This window comes from Falsiroseomonas tokyonensis (genome assembly GCF_019024325.1).
Lineage (GTDB): Bacteria > Pseudomonadota > Alphaproteobacteria > Acetobacterales > Acetobacteraceae > Falsiroseomonas > Falsiroseomonas tokyonensis.
Genome location: NZ_JAFNJS010000003.1, coordinates 132,547 through 151,352, shown reverse-complemented (window position 1 = coordinate 151,352; position 18,806 = coordinate 132,547). Strand labels below are relative to the sequence as shown.

Below are 18,806 nucleotides of genomic sequence, written 5' to 3'. Positions count from 1 at the left end.
CAGCCGCGGCGGCCGCGGTCTGGCTCGGCCGCGGCGCTCGGCCCGACGCCGCCATGCCGGCACCCCTGGTCCTGCCGAGCGGTCCGGTGGCCTCGCCCGCCACGCCGGGCACCGTGCTGGGGCTTGGCCGGCTTGTTCCGCGCAGCCGGATCGTGGTGCTCGCACCCCCCTTTGGAAGCGGCGACGCCCGCATCGCGGAGCTCCAGGCCAACGAGGGGGACAGGGTGGAGGCCCGCGAGGTGCTCGCGCTGCTCGACAGCGCGCCCTCGCTGCAGGCCGCCCTTGTCGCCGCCGAGGCCAATGTGACGGCGCGCCAGGCCGCGCTCGACCAGGCCCGCGTCATCGCCGCGGTCGCGCGGAACGATGCGCAGGCCAGCCTGCGGCGGGCCGAGGCCGTGATCCTGGCGAACCGGCGCGATCTCGACCGCGCCCTCACCCTGGTCGGGCGCGGCGCGACCACCGAGCAGGTGCTGGACCAGCGCCGCGTCGCACTGGCCGAGGCCGAGGCCGACCAGGCCCGTGCCCGCGCCAGCCTGCTGCGCTACGACGGCCCGCCGGAGCAGCAGGCCGACGTCGTCCTGGCGCGACGGGAGCTGGAGGCCGCGCGCGCCGATGCCGCGCAGGCCCGCGCGAACCTGGAACGCGCGCTGCTGCGCGCGCCCTTCGCCGGCACCATCCTGACGCTCCAGGCCCGCGCCGGGGAACGCATCGGCGATGCCGGTCTCGGCAGCTTCGCCGACCTCGAGGACATGGTCGCGGAGATCGAGGTCTATGAAACCCATTTGCGGGCACTGGCTCTCGGCCAGCCCGTGACGATCGTCTCGCCCGCCTTGCCGGCGCCTCTGGCGGGACGGGTCTCCCGCGTCGGGGCAGAAATCCTGCGCCAGACCCTGACCGACACGAGCCCGGCCGCGAATACGGACAGCCGCGTCGCGCGCATCACCGTGGATCTCGATGATGCGTCCCGGCCGGTCGCGGCGCGCTTCCCGGGGCTGCAGGTCACGGCGCGTATCACGACCGGGGCCGCACCATGACCGCGCCGGTCACCGGGCTGCTGACGCGGCTGCTGGGCCGGCTGCCGATCGGCTGGCTGCAGCTCACCCATAATCGCGGGCGCCTCGCTGCGGCGATCGCCGGCGTCGCCTTCGCCAATGTGCTGGTCTTCATGCAGCTCGGCTTCCTCGGCGCCCTCATCTCCACGATCCGGCTGCCCTATCAGGCGCTCGCTGCGGACCTCCTGGTTCTCGCCTCGGACGCCAATACCCTGCAGGACGGCAGCCCCCTGCCGCGGCAGCGCATGCTGGAGGCGCTGTCGGTGCCCGGCGTGGCGGCGGCGACCGCGCTGCATTACGGCCGGCTCGACTGGAAGCAGCCGGACGGGACGGTCCGCACGCTCGATGTCCTGGGCGTCGATCCGCGCGCGCGCAGCTTCAGCCTGCGCGCGATCGAGCGGCAGCGCGACCTGCTGACCCTGTCGCGCGCCGCCCTGCTGGACAGCGGCACGCGCAACGTGCCGCCCGCCGTCTTCGAGGCCATCGCGGCCGGACAGACCCTGCATTTCGAGGCCGGGGGCCGCGCCGTGGACGTGGTCGGCACCTTTCACATCGGCGGCGGCTTCTCGGCGGATGGCTACCTGGTGGTTTCGGACCAGACCTTCCTGAAGCTTTTCCCCCAGCGCAGCGCGGGCGCGCCGAACATCGTGCTGCTACGGGCCGAGCCGGGGACCGATCTCGACGCGCTGGCGCGCCGCCTGCGTGCCGTATTGCCCGCATCCGACAGTGCCGTGCGGACGGTGGCGGAGGCTGTGGCGCGCGACCAGCGCTTCCAGACCACGCAGCGCCCGGTCGGCGTCATCTTCGGCTTCGGCGTCGCGATGGGCGCGCTGGTCGGCATCATCATCGTCTACCAGGTGCTGTCCACCGACGTGGCCGACCACCTTCGGGAATACGCGACCTTCAAGGCCATCGGCTATGGGCAGCGCTTCTTCCTCGGCATCGTCTTCGAAGAGGCGGTGATCCTGGCGCTGCTCGGCTTCATCCCGGGCTCGCTCGTCGCCACCGGCCTCTATGCGCTTGTTACCGCCGCCGTCGGGCTGCCCGTTTCGATGGATGGGTTCCGGCTCGCTGGCGTCCTTCTGGGCACGATCGCCATGTGCACCTTGTCCGGCGCAGTGGCGACGCGGCGCCTGGCCCGTGCCGAACCGGCGGCGCTGTTCTGATGGCGCCCGGCCTCGGACCCGCCATCCGCGTCGCCGGCCTGTCGCACGCCTTCGGCGAGGGCGAGGCGCGCCGCAAGGTGCTGCAGGACATCGCCCTCGATATCCCCCGAGGGCAGCTCGTGATCCTGATGGGCGCCTCCGGATCCGGAAAGACGACGCTGCTGACCTTGCTGGGCTGCCTGCGCGCGGTGCAGGAGGGCAGCGTGGTGGTGCTGGGGCGGGAGCTTGCGGGCGCGGCGGAGGCGGAAATGGTGGCGGCGCGCCGCCGCCTCGGCTTCATCTTCCAGGCGCACAACCTGCACGAAAGCCTGACCGCGCTGCAGAATGTCCAGATGGGCCTTGCGGTGCACGGCCCCTTGCCGGGCGCCGAGGTGGCCGCCGCGCATCTGCTCGGGCTGCTTGGGCTTGGCGACCGGCTGCACCATCTGCCGGCCCAGCTTTCCGGCGGGCAGAAGCAGCGCGTGGCCGTGGCGCGTGCCCTGGTCGGCAACCCCGACATTGTCTTCGCCGACGAGCCGACCGCGGCGCTGGATCGCGAGAGCGGCCGGGCGGTGGTCGAGATGCTCCGGCGGCTCGGCCATGAACGCGGCACCACGACGCTGATGGTCACGCATGACAACCGGATCCTCGAACTGGCCGACCGGATCCTGACGCTGGAGGATGGTCGCATCCTGCAGGACGAGACGCGCGCGGGCGGCGCTGGGGCCAAGGCTCCCAGGCGGGGATGGGATGTCTCGTAAGTTTCGCCGCCACAGCTTTTTTTGCACCGATCTGAATCAAGGGCTGTTTCTTTAGGGACTCTGCGGCATCCTGCGACGCCTCCGCGGGGAAACCTCCTCATGAATGTCCGTGCCATGGCCCTTCCTGACCCTGACCGCGCCCTGCCGGGCGACCCGGGCATGGCCGCCGCCCATGGCTGAGCTCTGGGCAGAGTGGGGTGGCGTCGCCTATGCCATCGCGGCCCTCTGGGCCTTCTTCGAGGGCGAGACCTTCGTCCTGGCCGCCGCCGCCGTGGGCGCCGCGGCGGGGGGCATCGATCCCTGGCTGCTGATGGTGGTGGTCTGGGGCGGGTCCTTCGCAGGGGACCAGACCTGGTTCTTCATCGGCCGCCGCTTCGGCCCCTCGGCGCTGGCGCGCTTCCCGCGCTGGCAGTGCAATGCCGACAAGGCGATGCGGCTGCTGCACCGGCATGGCACGCTCTTCGTGCTGTCCTTCCGCTTCCTCTATGGCATCCGCAACGTGGCCGCCGCCGCCTGCGGCCTGGCCGGCATGTCCTATCGCCGCTTCGCCATCCTCAACTTCATCGGCGCCGGGGTCTGGGCCGGCAGCTTCGTCGCCGCGGGCTGGTTCCTCGGCAGCTGGCTGGGCGTCGATCGGCTGTTCCAGCTGATCTGCGGCGCGGTCTTCCTGGCGCTGGGCGTGCTGGTGACGCGCGGCCTGCTGCGGCGGCGCGCGGCGCGGCGGGCGCTTCCCGCCTAAGCCGCTACCATCCCAGCGTGCCGGGCCCGCCCTTGAAGGGCCCGACCAGCTCCGAGGTGATCCAGCCGCCATAGAAGCCGCCGGGCTGCGGCTGGACCACCTCCTCATCCACCCGGCATTCCTGCATCAGCCCGGCATAGACGGCGACATGGTCGCGGAGCGCGGCGAAGCCGGGGGTGGGGTCCGGGTAGCTCCAGCCGGCGCGGCGGGCGGTCACGCCCCCGGCCACGAGGTCCCAGTAGCGCGCCACGCCCTTCCACTCGCAGAAGCTGCTGCCGCTGGCCGGGCGCAGCACGCCGGGCGCAAAGGCCTCCGGCGGCAGGTACCAGCTGGGCGGGTGGAAGGTTTCGAGCACCCGGAAGGCGGCCCGGGTCTCCGCGATCCAGACCCCGCCGAGGCGGATGCGCACCCGCCTCGGGCTCGCCTCCAGCCGCGGCGGGCGCGGATAATCCGCCACCCGCTCCATGGGGCGCGCCCCATCAAGACCCTCAGTAATAGGTCAGGTCCCGCGCCTTGCCGCCAAAAACCCGCCAGGCGAAGACGGTGTAGAGCACGATCACCGGCAGCACGAAGATGGCGCCGGCCAGGATGATGGACAGGCTCTCCGGCGCGCTGGCGCTTTCCCAGATGGTCAGCCGTTCCGGCACCACATAGGGGAAGAAGGAGGAGGCGAGGCCGGCGAAGAACAGCACGAAAAGGCCCGTGCCGCCCCAGAAGGGGATGTCGTGCCAGGCATCCTCGGCCAGCGGCATGCGGGCCAGCAGCCGCGCCAGGCCGAAGACCAGCAGCGCCGTCAGGATCGGCAGCGGCGCCAGCATGACGATGCCCGGCCAGTCGAACCAGCGCGCGGCGATGCGGGCGGAGACCAGCGGCGTGACGGCGGAGACCAGCAGGATGCCGAGCGCCACCGGCCAGAGTGCATGCCGCGCCCAGGCGATGGCATGCGCCTGCAGCGCGCCTTCCGTGCGCCAGATCAGCCAGCAGGCGCCGATGAAGGCATAGGCGATGGCCAGCCCGATCGCCGCCATCACGGCGAAGCCCAGCGCCGCCCAGCCCTCGGCGAAGCCCAGCACATAGCGGCCCAGCATCCAGCCCTGGGCGAGGGCGGAGATCAGGGAGCCGGCGAAGAACCAGCGGTCCCAGCGCCGCTTATGCGCGGCATCGCGCGCCTTGGCGCGGAATTCGAAGGCGACGCCGCGCAGCGTCAGCGCCACCAGCATGATGGCGACCGGCATGTAGAGCGCGGTCAGGATCACCCCATGCGCCACCGGGAAGGCCACCAGCAGCAGGCCGACGCCCAGCACCAGCCAGGTCTCGTTGGCATCCCAGAAGGGGCCGATGGCGGCGATCATGCGGTCGCGCTCATGCTCCTCCGCCACCGTTTCCAGCAGGATGCCGACGCCGAGGTCGAAGCCGTCCAGCACCACATAGGCCAGGATCGCCACCGCCATCAGGCCGGCGAAGATCATCGGCAGCCAGTCACCCGGCAGGAAAGGGGTCATGCCGTCAGCTCCTCGCCCATCTTGTCGCGGGTGGCATCGCCGGGCGCGCTGCCCGGCTTCAGCATAACCCCGTCCACCTTGTCCGCGGCGCGGCCGGCATGGGCCAGGCGGAAGATGGTGGCGATATAGGCGACCATCAGCGCGGTATAGAGCACCAGGTACATGGCGAGCGTGGTGCCGATGGAGGAAGCCGGCAGCGGCCCGGCCGCCTGGGCGGTGTTCAGCACGCCGGTGACCAGCCAGGGCTGGCGGCCGATCTCCGTCACATACCAGCCGGCCAGCGTGGCGGCCCAACCGGCGAAGCTCATCGCCACGAAGCCGCGCAGCATCAGCTTCGGCAGGCTGCCGCGGCGCCAGAGGTACCAGGCGCCAGCCCAGCCCATCAGCAGCATCAGCACGCCGATGCCGACCATGATGCGGAAGGCGAAGAAGACCGGGGCGACGGGCGGGTGGTTGCCCTCGAATTGGTTCAGCCCGGGCACCACGCCCGCCGCCTCATGCCGCAGGATCAGGCTGGCGCCGTTGGGGATGGCGATCTCGAAGCGGTTCTCCCGCGCCGCCTCGTCCGGCAGGGCAAACAGCACCAGGGGGACGTTGCCGCGGGTTTCCCAGTTCGCCTCCATGGCGGCGACCTTGGCCGGCTGATGTTCCAGCGTGTTCAGCCCGTGCAGGTCGCCCAGCACGATCTGCAACGGCGCCAGCAGGGCGGCCATGACGATGCCGGTGCGCAGGCCGAGCCGCACGCCCTCCGCCCGATCGCCGCGCAGCCAGCGCCAGGCGGAGATGCCGGCCAGCAGGAAGGCCACCGTCAGGCCGCTGGCCGTCAGCATATGGCTCAGCCGATAGGGCATGGAGGGGTTGAAGACGATGGCGAACCAGTCGGTGGCATGCGCGACGCCGTCGCGCATCTCGAAGCCCACCGGCGTGTGCATCCAGGAATTCAGCACCAGGATCCAGAAGGCGGACATGGTGGTGCCGAAGGCGACCAGGAAGGTGGCGCCGGTATGCACCCATCCCGGCACGCGCTTGAAGCCGAACAGCATGATGCCGAGGAAGGTCGCCTCCAGGAAGAAGGCGGTCAGCACCTCATAGGCCAGCAGCGGGCCGGCGATATTACCCACCTTTTCCATGAAGCCCGGCCAGTTGGTGCCGAACTGGAAGGACATGGTGATCCCGGAGACGACGCCGAGCGCGAAGGACAGCGCGAAGACCTTCACCCAGAAGCGATAGGCATCCATCCAGGCCTCGTTCTTCGTGCCCACGTAGCGGAGCTTGAAGAACAGCAGCACCCAGCCGAGCGCGATGGTGATGGTCGGGAACAGGATGTGGAAGGAGATATTGGCGGCGAACTGGATGCGCGCCAGCAGGATGGGTTCCATCGCTCAGCTCTCCCTTGCGCTTGCAGGCGTGCGGCCCCGCACGAGCCCGACGACCTTGTCCTTTGCCTCCAGCAGCCGCGTGACGCGCGCGCCCAGCGCCAGCAGGGATGCCAGCCTTTCGGTCTCCAGGCGCTTCACGTCATCGTACCAGGTGGTCAGCTGCTCGATCAGCCCGTGCATCTCCGCCATCCGCTGCTGCGCGTGGCGCTCCTCGGCATTGCCTGGTGTCTGCATCAGCAGCTCCCGCAGCACCGAGAGGGTCGGGTCCACCTCCCGCTTCTTCCGCTCCTCCGCCAGGGTGCGCAGGATCTGCCAGACATCGTCGGGTGTGGTGAAATGGTCCCGCCGGTCGTCGGGGATGTGCTTCGGGATGGCCAGGTTCCAGGCCTGCAGCTCCTTCAGCCCCATCGAGACGTTGGAGCGCGAGACGCCCAGCGCCTCCACGATCTGCTCGGCATTCAGCGGGTCCGGCGAGACATACAGCAGGGCGTAGATCTGGCCGACGGTGCGGTTGATGCCCCAGCGGCTGCCCATTTCACCGAAGTGCAGCACGAAGGCCTGGACGAGGGGGGGGAGCTTCATGGCGATCCGACATTTCAGGAATTTCTGAAATATCGGTCAGTGCAGTCTTCCGTCAATGGGATTCCGTCGCCCCGTCGCGTCAGGCGGCGGGACTTCCCCCGAAGCGCAGACGATACTCCCGCGGGCTGATGCCCACCAGCTTGCGGAAATGATGCCGCAGCGTGTCCGGGGTGCCGAGGCCGACGCAGGCGGCGATTTCCTCGATGCTGCGTGGGCTGGCGCTCAGCAAGCGCTTCGCCTCCGCGACCCGCTCCGCCACCAACCAGGCCCCCGGCGGCGCGCCGGTCGCCTCGGTGAAGCGGCGGATGAAGGTGCGCAGGCTCATCCGGCAGTCGCGGGCCATGGCCGCCAGGGTCCAGGGCGCGGCGAGGTCGGCGCGGATGCGATCGAGAAGTGGCGCCACCTCCGCCTGGTGGCGGGCGGGCACCGGCCGCTCCAGGAACTGCGCCTGGCCGCCGGTGCGATGCGCCGGCATCACCAGGCGCCGCGCCACCGAATTGGCCGCCTCCGGCCCGAAATCCTGGCGCACGATCTCGATCAGCAGGTCGATCCCGGCCGCGCTGCCAGCCGCGGTGAAGAGGCGCCCATGCGAACGATAGAGCGAGGCATGGTCGACCGTGATGGCCGGATGCCGCGCGCGCAGCGCCTCCGCATAGCGCCAATGGGTGGTGGCCGTGCCGCCATCCAGCAGCCCCGTCGCCGCCAGCACGAAGGCGCCGGAACAGAGGGAGACGAGCCGCGCGCCGCGGCCATGCGCCGCCCGCAGCCGCGCGCAGAGGGCTTCGGGCACCGGCGTGCCCCGCCAGCCCGGCACCACGATGATGTCAGCCTGGTCGATCAGTTCCGGCCCCTGCTCCGGCGTCAGGCGCAGGCCGCCCTGGGCGCGCAGCGGACCGTCCTCGATCGCGCAGCTGGCGAAGCGGTACCAGCCCTCCCCCATCTCCGGCCGGGCCAGGCCGAAGACCTCCGCCACGATGCCGAATTCGAAGGTGCAGAGCCCGTCATAGAGCAGCGCGACGACGAGCGGGCCCGCCGGGGCTCCGGCGAAAGAACCCGCCGGGGCACCGGCAAAAGAACCCGCCGGGGCCCCGACGACAAGTCCGGAGAGATTTGGCATGATCTGCATGGTGATTGGCGTTCGTGCCACTGGCAAGTCCGCCACCGCCCGGGCGACATGGGCGGGCCATGAAAGGACCGCACCGATGCCCAGCGCCGTCACCGCCATCCCCGCCGCGCCCAGCGACCTCGCCCAGGCGCATTTCGCCGCCGAATTCAGCTTCGAGACAGATTGCTGGGACGTGCACGACGCGCTCTCACGCGGCCCGGACTTCGTGCTGCTGGATGTGCGCAGCCCGGCGCTTTTCGCGCAGGGCCATGTGCCGGGCGCGATCAACCTGCCGCATGGCAAGATCATCGCCTCCAAGCTGGCCCAATGGCCGGAGAGGACGCTCTTCGTCACCTATTGCGCCGGACCGCATTGCAACGGCGCCGCCCGGGGCGCGCTGCGCCTGGCGCAGCTCGGTCGTCCGGTGAAGATCATGGCCGGCGGGATCACCGGCTGGATCGATGAGGGTTTTGCCTTGGCCCAGGGCGAGGCACCCGCGGCGCTTTGATCCGATCCGCTTTGACCGCCAGCCAGGCCGCGCCCGCCGATGGCGAGGCGCGCGGATCAGGAAAAGCTGCAGCTGAGGCGGAACTCGTTGGCCAGCTGGGCGGAGGTCGGCGCGCCTGCCCCGCTCGGATTGTTGAGACGCAGGCGCAACAGCAGGACGGTCTTCTGCTCGTTGGGCCGCAGCGTGATCGGCGGGGCCTGGAAGGCCACGCTGAACTGGCCCATCCGCGAAACAGGCAGCAGCAGCGCGACCAGCGTGCGCCGCTGCGGATCCTGGTTCTGAAGCACGCCATGATAATCGACGACGGCGCCGGCGCTGGTGCTCTGCACGGTGCTGTAGAAGGACTGGCCGACCAGCGCACCGCCGCAGAAGCTGGCCTGCTGCGCGGCCGCCGGCGCGCCACCGCCCAGCGCCATTATGGTCAGAGCGGCTGCAGTCAGCGAGGCCAGGGCGCGCAGGTCACGCCTCATTCGCAGGGTCATCGCCGCCTCCACACCCACCAGCTTCCGCACTGGCAGCATGGACGGGCGGCAGGGGGCTGCCCATAGGGCATCGCCTATGCCAGCCAGAGGCCCTGCCGATGGCGGGGGCCGATGGCGAGGGCCGATGACGGGGGCCGATGGCGCAGCTCAGCCCTTCCGCAGGGCCCGCATATTGGCGGCCACACGCCGCCGCGCCGGGCGCAGCGCGGCCTCCGCCACCACATCCATCCGCGCGCCGGCCATCGCCGCGCGGCCGGCGGCGAAGGCCCCATCGGCGAAGGCCTTCTGCTTTTCCGCCACCATGGCCGCCAGCGCCGCGCTGGCACCGGCGGGGTCGGTCGTCAGCTGCAGGCTGCGCAGCGTGAAGACCCAGCCTGCCTGCCAGGCGAACAGCGCATAGGCGGCGGGATGCGTCACAGGACGGCCAGCACCGCTTCGGCCTTGGAGACCTCGAAGGCGCCCGGCGCCTCGACGGCCACATGCGTCACGCGGCCGTCCTTCGCCACCAGCACGAAGCGCTGGCTGCGGATGCCCAGGCCCCGCGCCGTCAGGTCCAGCTCCAGCCCCAGCGCCTTGGTGAAGCCAGCCGAGCCATCGGCCAGCATCACAACCTGGTCGGTGATGCCCTGGTCCTTGGCCCAGGCGCCCATGACGAAGGCGTCGTTCACGGACATGCAGGCGATGGTGTCGACGCCCTTGGCCTTCAGCGCATCGGCCTGCGTCACGAAGCCCGGCAGGTGCTTGGCGGAGCAGGTGGGCGTGAAGGCGCCGGGCACGCCGAAGAGCACCACGGTCTTGCCGCCGAAGAGCTCCTCGGTCGAGACCTCCTTCGGCCCCTCGGCCGTGGCCTGCATGAGCTTCGCGGCGGGAATCGCATCGCCTTGCTTGATCGTCATCCGAAAGGTCTCCTGAACGTGCCAGCTGATTAGAGCAGAAGCACCGGCCGCGTCCATGCGGGTCCCGGACCCCGCAGTTCGAAGGCAGGGCTGCTTGCGATGGCACCGACCCACCGCCATGTTCCCCTTCATCATGGCACGCCGCGATACCTCCCCCCCGAAAGATGCCCCGGCTTCCGCGGACAAGCAGACGGACGGCTACCTGGCCGGCCAGCTCCTGGTCGCCATGCCGAGCATGTCCGATCCGCGCTTCGCCCGCAGCGTGATCTGCCTCTGCGCCCATTCACCGGACGGCGCGATGGGCATCGTGCTGAACCAGCCGCTGGAAAGCCTGACCTTCGACGAGCTGCTGGGCCAGCTGAAGCTGGACCCGGTGCCGCCGGCGCGGCGCATCCGCCTGACCCAGGGCGGCCCGGTCGAGGGCGGCCGCGGCTTCGTGCTGCATACGGCGGATTGGGAGACGGAGGGCAGCCTGAAGGTGATGGACGGCCTGGCGCTGACCGCCAGCGTCGAGATCCTGAAGGCCATCGCCGAGGGCGGCGGCCCGCGCCAGGGCGTGCTGGCGCTGGGCTATGCCGGCTGGGGCCCCGGCCAGCTGGATGAGGAAATCCAGCGCAATGCCTGGCTGAGCGTCCCGGCGGATGAGGCGCTGCTGTTTGCCGAGGAGCCCGAGCAGCTCTGGCGCCAAGCGCTAGCCAAGCTGCGGGTCGATCCCTCGCTGCTCTCGGGCCACGCCGGCCACGCCTAGCGCACGATCCGTCCTCTCGGACGGATCTCGTGCGCTAGAGTTGGTGCCTTAAGGCCGGGCGGGGGCGATCCCCGCCCGGCCGATCGCCGGCTCAGTTGCTGGAGCGGCTGCCTGACGGGCTGGCACCCTGGCCGCCACCCTGGCTGGAGGAGGGGTTGGGCGAGCTGCCGGTGGACTGGCTGCCACTGGTGCGGGCGGAACTACCCTGGCTGGAACCGCTCTGGCTGGACGCGCGCTCGCCCGAAGATCCCTGGCTCGCCTGGCGGCCACCGTTGGTGCCGCCGGACTGGGCCATATTCGCCGCATGGGCGCTGACCATCGCCTGCTGCGTCTCGCGCAGGGCCTGGTTCGCCACCTCCATGGCGCGGTTGCGCTGCTCGCCCGGCGGCATGTCCGCCATGGCCTGCACCGATTCCCGCAGCCGCTGCGCCGCCTGGAACAGGCGCTGCATGGCCTGGCCATATTCCGCATCACCCGCCGGCACCGCCGGCGCACCGCGCGTTTCCGCCCGGTTGTAGTTGGCGCCAGACTGGCTGCCCGAGGAGTGGCCCGAGGATTGGGAGGTCGCGCTGTGCCCCTGGCGGTTCTGGTTGGACGGGGTGGCCCCGCCCGACTGGGCGAGCGCCGCGCCGGAGACCGCGATCAGGGCGGCGGTTGCGGTGGTGCTGATCCACTTGGCCTTCATGAGGCTTCCTCCTTCTGTCTGCGCGCCGCCGGGGCGGCGCTGCCCGGGGGAACGGGTCACCTCCGGCGAAGTTCGCCCTTTTTTCGCCCCATTCCGCCTCGGTTTCGCCTCACTTCCGCAACCTCGGCGGCGGCTCGGCGCTTGCACAGCGCGGCACGCGGACGCACACCTTGCGCCATGGCTCCCGCGCCCCGGATTCGCCTGCTGCCCGAGACCACCGCCAACCGCATCGCGGCCGGCGAGGTGGTGGAGCGCCCGGCGGCCGCGGTGAAGGAGCTGGTGGAAAATGCCCTGGATGCCGGCGCCCGGCGCATCCTGGTCTCGCTCGAGGACGGCGGGATTGGCCGCATCCTGGTGGAGGATGACGGCCATGGCATGGGCGAGGCCGACCTCGCCATGGCCCTCGAACGCCATGCAACTTCCAAGCTGGCGGAGGAGGCGATGCTGTTCCGCATCGCCACCCTGGGCTTCCGGGGGGAGGCGCTGCCCTCGATCGGCGCCGTCTCCCGCCTCACCCTCACCTCCCGCCTCGCGGATGGCGCGGCGCATGCCATCCAGGTCGAGGGCGGCCGCAAGTCGGCCGTGGGCCCGGCGGCCGGGCCGCCCGGCACGCGGGTCGAGGTGCGCGACCTGTTCTTCGCCACCCCGGCCCGCCGCGCCTTCCTGCGCAGCCCGCGGCACGAGGCCGAGCAGGCGGTGGAGGCTGTGCGCCGGCTCGCCATGGCCTGGCCCGAAGTGGCCTTCCGGGTTGAGGTGGAGGGCCGCCTCGCCCTGAACCTGCCGCCCACCGACCGCAATGGCCGCATCGCCGCGCTGCTCGGCACCGATTTCGCCGCCGCCGCCGTGCCGGTGGAGGCGGAGCGCCAGGGGCTGGCGCTGACCGGCCTGGCCGGCCTGCCGACGCATCACATGGCCACGGGCGCCGCGCAGCACCTGGTGGTGAACCGCCGCCCGGTGCGCGACCCGCTGCTGCGCACGGCGCTGCGCGTCGCCTATCGGGACATGGTGCCGGCCAAGCGCTTCCCCGTGGCGGCGCTGTTCCTGGAAGTGCCGCCCGAGGCGGTGGATGTGAACGTCCACCCGATGAAGACGGAGCTGCGCTTTCGCGACCCCGCCGCGGTGCGCGGGTTACTGATCTCGGCGCTCGGCCGGGCGCTGGCCGTGGGCGCGGCCGGCGCGGCGCCGGAGGCCGTGGCCGTGCAGGACTGGCAACCCCAATGGCATCCCGCCGGCTTCGCCGAGGCGGTGGCGCCCGGCTATGACTCCCGCCCGCCCGCCGGCCACTTCCCCGGCTGGCAGCCGCCCGCCGGCCCGCTGCCGCAGCGCCCGCGCGCGCCCTCCCTCCCCCTCGGCTTCGCCCCCGCCCCGCCGCCGGCGCCCCTGCCCGATTTCGGCCAGGAGGGCCCGCTCGGCCGGCCACTCGGCCAGATCCTCGACACCTATGTGCTGGCGGAGGCGCCGGACGGGTCCCTGGTGCTGGTGGACCAGCACGCCGCCCACGAACGGCTGACGCATGAGGCGCTGCGCGCCCAGCTGGTGGAGGGCGGGGTGCGCGCCCAGCCGCTGCTGCTGCCTGCCGTGGTGGAACTGCCGGCCGCGGATGCCGCGCGCCTGCTGGACCGCAGCGCGGAACTTGCCCGCCTCGGCCTGGAGATCGAGGGTTTCGGCGGCCCCGGCGCGCTGCTGGTGCGCGCCATGCCGGCGCTGCTCGGCGCGCCCGACCCGGCGCCGCTGCTGCGCGACCTGGCCGAGGAACTGGCCGAGATGGACGAGGCCTTGGCGCTGGAGGCGCGGCTGGATGCGGCGGTGGCGCGGCTGGCCTGCCACGGCTCGATCCGCGCCGGGCGCCGCCTGGCCGGCGCCGAGATGGCGGCGCTGCTGCGCCAGATGGAGGCGACGCCGCGCGCCGCCACCTGTTCCCACGGCCGCCCCACCGTGCTGCGTTTCGGTCGCGCGGAGCTGGAGAAGCTGTTCGGCCGCCGCTGAAGCTGTGCATGATGCGCGCAATGATCGGGAGACGCGCCCATGCCCACCCTGCTCCACGCCCCTGTCGCTGGCCCTGCCTCCGCCGCCGGCCCGCTGATGCAGCTGATCTATGCCTCCCGCCCCTTCGGCTTCTCGGGCGACATGCTGGACGACATCCTGCTGGCGGCGCGCCGCAACAACCGGCGGGACGGGCTGACCGGCGCGCTGATCTGCCGCGCCGACCTGTTCCTGCAGCTGCTGGAGGGCCCGCGCGAGAAGGTCACCGCCACCTTCGGCCGCATCCTGCGCGATGACCGGCACATGGAGGTTTCGCTGATCTGGTCCGGCGAAGCGCCGGCCCGGCTGTTTCCCGACTGGGACATGATGGACGACCCGGCGCGCAGCTGGATGTGGAACCGCGATGCGGTGCGGGCGGGGGCCATCCTGCAGGCGACCTCCGGCGAGGCCCGCGCCGTGTTCCGCCGCGTGGCCGGCGAGGTGGCCTCCGGCATCGCCTGACGCCCTCCCCTCCGGCTGGCGCCCTGCGGCCAATGCCGGCAGGATCGGCGCCGAAGGCGGCGCCATGCCAGCGACCGTCAGGGGGAGAGGAAACCATGATGATGCAGCGTCGCGCCCTGCTGGGCGCGCTGGCCCTGCCCTTCCTGGCCAATTCCGGCTTGGCGCAAGGCTGGCCCGACCGGCCGGTGCGACTGGTCGTGCCCTATGCCGCCGGCGGCCCCACCGATACCGTCGCCCGCCTGCTGGCGGAGCGTCTGTCCGCCGACCTGCCGCAGCGCGTGGTGGTGGAAAACCGCGCCGGCGGCGGCGCGCTGATCGGCACGGAAGCGGTGGCGCGGGCGCCGAAGGATGGCACCACCCTGCTCTTCACCACCGTGGTGCATGCGGTGCATCGCGCGCTGCACGGCCAGCGGCTGAGCTTCGACCCGGCCGCCGACTTCGCGCCGGTGGCGCTGGTGGGCGTGGTGCCGCAGGTCATCATGGTGCCGCCCTCGAGCCCCGTGCGGGACATGCCAGGGCTGCTGGACTTCCTGCGCGCCGCGCCGCGCGCCTATGGCAGCAGCGGCGCCGGCGGATCCTCACATCTCGGGGTGGAGCTGCTGAAGAGCATGACCGGCGTGCAGGCCGAGCACATCCCCTATCGCGGCACCGCGCCGGCGGTGGTGGACCTGATGGCCGGGCGCATCGCGCTGGTGATGGACAGCGTCGCCACCGGCGCGGCGCTGGTGCGCGGCGGCGCGCTGCGCGGCATCGCCACCACCGGCCCGCGCCGCTCCTCCGCCCTGCCGGACCTGCCGACGGTGGCGGAGACGGTGCCCGGCTTTGCCGCCACCACCTGGAACGCGGTGCTGGCGCCGGCCGGCACGCCGGAACCCATACTGGCCGCGATCTCCGCCGCCATCACCGCCGCGCTGGGCGATGCCGCGCTGCAAGCCCGGCTGGTGGAGCTCGGCGTCGAGGTGCCGGCCGCCGCGGAGCGCAACCGCGCGGCCGCCGCCCGCTTCGTGGCGGAAGAGACGGCGAAGTGGGAGAAGCTGATCGCCGAAGCCGGCATCCGCGCCGAATGAGCGCAATTGCGCTGCAGGGCAGCCGCATCATGGTGGTAGGCGGCGCCAGCCTGGTCGGCTCCGCCACGGTGGAGGCGCTGCTCGCGCGCGGCGCCGCGCAGGTCGTGATCTACGACAACCTCTCCTTCGATGGGGAAGCCAATATCGCGCATCTGAAGGACGATCCGCGCGTCCGCATCCTGGCCGGCGATGTGCTGAAGCTGCACCAGCTTCTGCCGGCGACGGAGGGGCTGGACGGCATCGTTCACCTGGCCGCCTTCATGACGCTGAACTTCGACCGCGACCCCTGGGGCGGCATCGACGTGAATATCCGCGGCCTGCAGAACGTGCTGGAGGCCTGCCGCGCCAATCGCGTGCGGAAGCTGGTCTTCGCCTCCTCCAACGCCGTCTATGGCTATGGTCCCGGCGTGAAGGGCGATCTGGTGGAGACGACGCCCTTCCACGCCGCCGGCGCGCCGCCCGCCGCCATTCTCTATGGCGCCAGCAAGATCATGGGCGAGCAGCTCTGCCGCGACGCGCATCGCCGGCATGGGCTGGACTATGTCGTGCTGCGCTATTCCACCGTCTATGGCGAGCGCCAGCACTACCGCGCCGCCAATGCGCTCTACATTGTCGAAACACACGATGCCATCAAGCGTGGCGAGCGGCCGAAGGTGATCGGCGACGGCAGCGAGACCAAGCATTTCGTCTATGTCGGCGACCTGGCGCGCGCCAATTGCATGGCGCTGGAGGCGCCGGCGACGGATATCGCCCTCAATGCCTCCGGCCCCGCCCCGGTGGCCACGCTGGAGCTGGTGCGGCTGGTGGCGGAACTCGCCGGCCGCCCCGATCTGGCGCCGGAGCTGGTGCCGCCCGATCCGAACAAGGTGCGCCTGACGTCGGGCGGCGCCTTCGCCATCGTCCACGCGGCGGCAAAGGAGGCCATCGGCTGGGAACCGCAGGTGGATATGCGGGAGGGCCTGCGCCGCCTGCTCGCCTGGCGCGACGGCGCCGGCTGAAGGCGGTTGCCTATAGCGCCGAATGGTCCCGCACGGCTGCCTGCAGCTGCGGCTTCAGCGCGAGGAAGCGGGCATCCACGGCGGCGGGGTCCTCGCGATTCTGCGCCAGCAGCGCCTGCCGCGCCGCGCCGCCGCGCACCACCTCGAAGGCCTCGGCCTCGATGCCTTCGATGATGGCGCCGACCACCTCCTCCACCGGCTGCAGGACGAAGCCCATGCTGGCATCGGCGCGGGAGCTGGCCATCATCGGCGTGTCGGTGGCGCCGGGATAGACGGTCATGACATGCACCCCCTCCCCCTTCAGCTCGCGCCGCATCGCCTCGCCGAAGCGGGCGAGCCCGGCCTTGGCGGCGGCATAGCCGGCGTAGAAGGGCAGGCCCAGCTGCGCGAGGCCGGAGGCGATGTTCACCACCATGGCGCCGCCATATGCCGCCGCGCCGCGGCGCAGCTCCGGCAGTGCGGCGCGGGTCAGCAGGATCGGCGCGAGCAGGTCCACCTCGATCATCGCCCGCAGCTCGGCCTCCGCGGTCTCCTCCAGCCGCCCGGCGCGGACGCCGCCGGCATTGTTCACCAGCACCTCGATCCCGCCGAGCAGCGCCACCGCCTGGGCCGGCAGCGCGTCCCGCACCGCCGCCTCCGCGATATCGCCCGGGATGCCGTGGATCACGGCGCCCGTCGCGGCGCGCAGCTCGGCAACGGCGGCCGAAAGCCTTGCCGGGTTGCGCCCGGTCAGCACCAGCTGCGCGCCCTTCAGCGCCAGCTGCCGCGCCATCTCCCGGCCGATGCCGCTGGAGCCGCCGGTAATGAGGATGCGTCTGCCCTGAATGTTCATGGGGATGTTCCTCGACTGCTGCGATGGTTCAGGCGGCGCGGAAGCTCTTCACCAGCGCGGCGGCGGAGGCGCCTTCCAGCGCCAGGCCGTAGCCGACCTCACGCACCAGCCTTTCCTTGATCGGCTGGATGAAATGGATGCGCGTATTGCGCCGGGTCACCGCGGGCCGGGTCAGCCAGGACCGCGCGATCTGCTTCGCCCGCGCCAGGGCCGTGCCATCCGGCACCACCTCCGCCACCACGCCCAGCGCCTGCGCGGCCTGCGCCGAGAGCGGCTTCGGGTCGAGCAGCATGGCCTGCGCCCGGCCGGGGCCCACCAGATGCGACCAGAGCGTATGGACGCCATCGCCCGGCACGATGCCGCCGGCGAAATGCGGCAGGTCGTCGAAGCTGGCGCCGGCGCCCGCGACGATCAGGTTCGCCAGCAGCCCGTATTCCGCATGCACATGCGCCCGGCCTTCCAGGGCGAAGATCATCGGCACGCGGATATTGGCGATGTTCTCCAGGATCTGCGTGCCCTCGTCATGCACCTTGGACCAGACATCCGGGTCGGAGACATCGCCGAAGGAGGCGAAGTCGATCGCCGGGATGAAGTCGCCGCCGGCGCCGGTCAGGATCACCACGCTGTTCGCGCGGTCGCGGGCCACCTCGTAGAAGGCATCGACGAAGGCCTCGTGCTCGGCCGCGCCGAAGGTCAGCGGGCCGCCATCCTTGTGCAGCGCCATGGTGAGGATCCCCTCCGCGTCGCGGTCGAAGCGGATGCTGGGGAAGCGGGTGAAATAGGCGGGGGTGGTCATCGAGGTCTCTCCTTGGCAGGTCGCGGCGGCAGCGCCGGCTTCTGCGTGACCCGGACCTTCCTTCATGCGCCGATTGCGCGGAACATGGCTTGTTGGAACCTTATCCATACATAAACTGCATCAATGAGCGATCCGCTTCCCCTGTTCCGCAGCTTTGTCCGGGTGGTGGAGGCCGGGTCCTTCAGCGCGGTGGCGCGGCAGGAAGGCACCACCCAGCCCACCATCTCCCGCCAGGTGGCGGCGCTGGAGGCGCATCTCGGCTGCCTGCTGATCCAGCGCACGACGCGCCGCCTGACGCTGACCGAGGATGGCCGCGCCTTCTACGAAACCGCCCGCCGGGCGCTGGAGGCGGTGGCGGAGGCCGAGGGCTCTGTCGGCCGGCGCAAGGGGCGCGCCACCGGCACGTTGCGGCTCGCCGCCTCCAGCGTCATGGGCCGGCTGCATGTCCTGCCGCGCCTGCCGCGTTTCCTGGAGCGCCACCCCGACCTCGCCTTGGACCTGGTGCTGGGCGATGGCTTCATCGACCTGGTGGAACAGGGCATCGACCTGGCGCTGCGCGTCGGCGTGCTGGAGGATCCGGGCCTGGTCGCCCGCCGCATCGGCCAGTCGCGCCGCGTGGTCGCCGCCACCCCCGACTACCTGGCGCGGCATGGCATGCCGGCGGTGCCGGAGGATCTGCGCCGGCACCAGTGCCTCGTCTATGCCGGCCTCGCCACCGGCGCCGCCTGGCCTTTCCAGGGGCCGGAGGGGCCGACCAGCGTCACGGTCGGCGGTCGGCTGCGCCTGGACAGCACGGAGGCGGTGCGCGCGGCGACGCTGCAGGGCCTGGGCATCGGCATGGTGCCGGTCTGGCACTTCGTCGATGGCGAATTCGAGACCGGCCGCCTGACCCGGCTGCTGCCGGACTGGGAGGCGCCGCCGCTGCCGATCCAGGCAGTCTTCCCCACCCGCCGCTACCTGGCGCCCAAGGTGCGGGCGATGATCGACTTCCTGGCGGAGGAATTTGCCGCCGATGCGCGGCTGGGCGGGCAGGGCTGACGCCGGC

The 18,806-nt window shown here is 71.7% G+C and carries 22 protein-coding genes; 11 read left to right on the top strand and 11 right to left on the bottom strand.

All coding sequences use genetic code 11. The features are described 5' to 3' along the window. The first annotated feature begins 53 nt into the window (after positions 1–53). The 4 genes from J3S20_RS11265 to J3S20_RS11250 all read left to right on the top strand — a co-directional run bounded on the left by J3S20_RS11265 (position 54) and on the right by J3S20_RS11250 (position 3,697). A complete protein-coding gene (locus J3S20_RS11265) occupies positions 54–1,034 on the top strand; it encodes an efflux RND transporter periplasmic adaptor subunit (RefSeq protein WP_216836579.1) in 981 nt (326 codons plus the stop codon). Next, positions 1,031–2,218 (top strand): ABC transporter permease DevC, encoded by a 1,188-nt coding sequence (gene devC, locus J3S20_RS11260; RefSeq protein WP_216836578.1) that lies wholly within the window; start codon positions 1,031–1,033, stop codon positions 2,216–2,218. Before J3S20_RS11265 ends, devC begins: the two co-directional genes overlap by 4 nt. Further along, positions 2,218–2,958, top strand: a complete 741-nt coding sequence (locus J3S20_RS11255) for an ATP-binding cassette domain-containing protein (RefSeq protein ID WP_216836577.1) — start codon at positions 2,218–2,220, stop codon at positions 2,956–2,958. Before devC ends, J3S20_RS11255 begins: the two co-directional genes overlap by 1 nt. A gap of 172 nt (positions 2,959–3,130) precedes the next feature. Then, positions 3,131–3,697: a DedA family protein gene (locus J3S20_RS11250; protein ID WP_216836576.1), complete on the top strand. Its 567-nt coding sequence runs from the start codon at positions 3,131–3,133 to the stop codon at positions 3,695–3,697. A 4-nt stretch (positions 3,698–3,701) separates the two neighbouring features. Here J3S20_RS11250 and J3S20_RS11245 read toward each other — a convergent pair whose 3' ends face one another. The 5 genes from J3S20_RS11245 to ftrA form a co-directional block, all read right to left on the bottom strand. Then, the gene (locus J3S20_RS11245; protein ID WP_216836575.1) at positions 3,702–4,163 is read right to left on the bottom strand and encodes a DUF427 domain-containing protein; all 462 of its coding nucleotides are present in this window, start codon (positions 4,161–4,163) and stop codon (positions 3,702–3,704) included. 22 nt (positions 4,164–4,185) lie between these two features. Beyond that, entirely contained in the window at positions 4,186–5,199 is a 1,014-nt protein-coding gene (locus J3S20_RS11240; RefSeq protein ID WP_216836574.1) for a cytochrome d ubiquinol oxidase subunit II, read from the bottom strand. Further along, positions 5,196–6,578, bottom strand: coding sequence for a cytochrome ubiquinol oxidase subunit I (locus tag J3S20_RS11235; protein WP_216836573.1), 1,383 nt, complete (start codon positions 6,576–6,578; stop codon positions 5,196–5,198). Before J3S20_RS11235 ends, J3S20_RS11240 begins: the two co-directional genes overlap by 4 nt. Before the next feature lie 3 nt (positions 6,579–6,581). Continuing rightward, positions 6,582–7,160, bottom strand: coding sequence for a GbsR/MarR family transcriptional regulator (locus tag J3S20_RS11230; RefSeq protein WP_216836572.1), 579 nt, complete (start codon positions 7,158–7,160; stop codon positions 6,582–6,584). Positions 7,161–7,239: 79 nt separating this feature from the next. After that, positions 7,240–8,286, bottom strand: a complete 1,047-nt coding sequence (ftrA, locus tag J3S20_RS11225; protein WP_246602696.1) for a transcriptional regulator FtrA — start codon at positions 8,284–8,286, stop codon at positions 7,240–7,242. A 76-nt stretch (positions 8,287–8,362) separates the two neighbouring features. Here ftrA and J3S20_RS11220 point away from each other — a divergent pair, with 76 nt between their 5' ends. Continuing rightward, positions 8,363–8,773 (top strand): rhodanese-like domain-containing protein, encoded by a 411-nt coding sequence (locus tag J3S20_RS11220; protein WP_216836571.1) that lies wholly within the window; start codon positions 8,363–8,365, stop codon positions 8,771–8,773. A gap of 56 nt (positions 8,774–8,829) precedes the next feature. Here J3S20_RS11220 and J3S20_RS11215 read toward each other — a convergent pair whose 3' ends face one another. The 3 genes from J3S20_RS11215 to J3S20_RS11205 form a co-directional block, all read right to left on the bottom strand. Continuing rightward, complete coding sequence (locus tag J3S20_RS11215; RefSeq protein WP_216836570.1) at positions 8,830–9,267, bottom strand: hypothetical protein; 438 nt, start codon at positions 9,265–9,267, stop codon at positions 8,830–8,832. Positions 9,268–9,402: 135 nt separating this feature from the next. Beyond that, on the bottom strand, positions 9,403–9,672 hold the full coding sequence (locus J3S20_RS11210; protein ID WP_216836569.1) for a hypothetical protein: 270 nt from the start codon (positions 9,670–9,672) through the stop codon (positions 9,403–9,405). Beyond that, positions 9,669–10,151, bottom strand: a complete 483-nt coding sequence (locus J3S20_RS11205) for a peroxiredoxin (RefSeq protein ID WP_216836568.1) — start codon at positions 10,149–10,151, stop codon at positions 9,669–9,671. Before J3S20_RS11205 ends, J3S20_RS11210 begins: the two co-directional genes overlap by 4 nt. A 118-nt stretch (positions 10,152–10,269) precedes the next feature. On the opposite strand from J3S20_RS11205, the gene J3S20_RS11200 reads away from it, so the two are divergent. Continuing rightward, positions 10,270–10,899 (top strand): YqgE/AlgH family protein, encoded by a 630-nt coding sequence (locus tag J3S20_RS11200; protein WP_281419505.1) that lies wholly within the window; start codon positions 10,270–10,272, stop codon positions 10,897–10,899. A 91-nt stretch (positions 10,900–10,990) separates the two neighbouring features. Here the strand turns inward: J3S20_RS11200 and J3S20_RS11195 are convergent, their stop codons facing one another. Beyond that, the gene (locus J3S20_RS11195; protein ID WP_216836567.1) at positions 10,991–11,584 is read right to left on the bottom strand and encodes a hypothetical protein; all 594 of its coding nucleotides are present in this window, start codon (positions 11,582–11,584) and stop codon (positions 10,991–10,993) included. Between the two features lie 177 nt (positions 11,585–11,761). On the opposite strand from J3S20_RS11195, the gene mutL reads away from it, so the two are divergent. The 4 genes from mutL (at position 11,762) to J3S20_RS11175 (ending at position 16,133) form a co-directional block, all read left to right on the top strand. Then, the gene (gene mutL, locus J3S20_RS11190; protein ID WP_216836566.1) at positions 11,762–13,570 is read left to right on the top strand and encodes a DNA mismatch repair endonuclease MutL; all 1,809 of its coding nucleotides are present in this window, start codon (positions 11,762–11,764) and stop codon (positions 13,568–13,570) included. 39 nt (positions 13,571–13,609) lie between these two features. After that, positions 13,610–14,068: a BLUF domain-containing protein gene (locus tag J3S20_RS11185; protein WP_216836565.1), complete on the top strand. Its 459-nt coding sequence runs from the start codon at positions 13,610–13,612 to the stop codon at positions 14,066–14,068. A gap of 95 nt (positions 14,069–14,163) precedes the next feature. Next, complete coding sequence (locus J3S20_RS11180; RefSeq protein ID WP_216836564.1) at positions 14,164–15,135, top strand: Bug family tripartite tricarboxylate transporter substrate binding protein; 972 nt, start codon at positions 14,164–14,166, stop codon at positions 15,133–15,135. Further along, positions 15,132–16,133 (top strand): NAD-dependent epimerase/dehydratase family protein, encoded by a 1,002-nt coding sequence (locus J3S20_RS11175; RefSeq protein ID WP_216836563.1) that lies wholly within the window; start codon positions 15,132–15,134, stop codon positions 16,131–16,133. Before J3S20_RS11180 ends, J3S20_RS11175 begins: the two co-directional genes overlap by 4 nt. A 10-nt stretch (positions 16,134–16,143) precedes the next feature. Here the strand turns inward: J3S20_RS11175 and J3S20_RS11170 are convergent, their stop codons facing one another. Next, complete coding sequence (locus J3S20_RS11170; protein WP_216836562.1) at positions 16,144–16,965, bottom strand: SDR family NAD(P)-dependent oxidoreductase; 822 nt, start codon at positions 16,963–16,965, stop codon at positions 16,144–16,146. Positions 16,966–16,993: 28 nt separating this feature from the next. Continuing rightward, positions 16,994–17,761: an enoyl-CoA hydratase/isomerase family protein gene (locus J3S20_RS11165; protein ID WP_216836561.1), complete on the bottom strand. Its 768-nt coding sequence runs from the start codon at positions 17,759–17,761 to the stop codon at positions 16,994–16,996. Positions 17,762–17,884: 123 nt separating this feature from the next. Here J3S20_RS11165 and J3S20_RS11160 point away from each other — a divergent pair, with 123 nt between their 5' ends. Next, positions 17,885–18,799 (top strand): LysR family transcriptional regulator, encoded by a 915-nt coding sequence (locus J3S20_RS11160; protein WP_216836560.1) that lies wholly within the window; start codon positions 17,885–17,887, stop codon positions 18,797–18,799. Positions 18,800–18,806: the final 7 nt, after the last annotated feature.